This window comes from Polaromonas sp. P1_G2, assembly GCF_056405515.1.
In genome coordinates, this window is the sequence record NZ_JBFUBY010000815.1 from 1 (window position 1) to 548 (window position 548).

A 548-nucleotide genomic window follows, 5' to 3' on the forward strand; every position below is an offset into this window, starting at 1 on the left:
GTCCACAGCAATCGTGCCGGCTTGCCGGAATCGTTCCACCAGGCATGTGGGCGGTTGCCGCGGAAATGCAGGCTGTCGCCGGCAGTCATAGTGATTTCCTCGTCATCAAGCCGCTGCTGGATCGTGCCTTCGAGCACGTAGAGGATCTCCTCGCCCTCATGACTGACCGTCTCGGAGCGGTAGCCCGGTGGCACATTGAGCACGAACGAAGACAGGATATTGCCGGCAAAATCGGTGGCGATCCGTTCATAGAGAACGGATGAGCCGTCAACGGAGAATTTTTCGCGCTCGGCGCCGCGGGTCAGCGCGCTCTCGACGCTCGGCGTAGCGATGAAATAGTCCATGCCGACATCGAGGCTGCGGGCGATTTGCGCCATCGTGCCGAGCGAGGGCGTCGCCTGGTCGCGCTCGACCTGGGAGAGATAGCCGAGCGAGATGCCGGCGGCATCGCAGATTTCCTGCAGCGTCATGCCAAGCTGCCGGCGGCGGGCGCGGATCAGCGCGCCGACTTTCGGCTGGGTGGTCTCGATCGCGGCTCCGGTCAAGGG

Annotated in this window: 1 protein-coding gene; it reads right to left on the reverse strand. The window is 63.7% G+C overall.

The features are described 5' to 3' along the window. The coding region (locus AC1D0P_RS27760) for a helix-turn-helix domain-containing protein (protein WP_477679673.1) at positions 1–548 on the reverse strand (548 nt) is incomplete at both ends.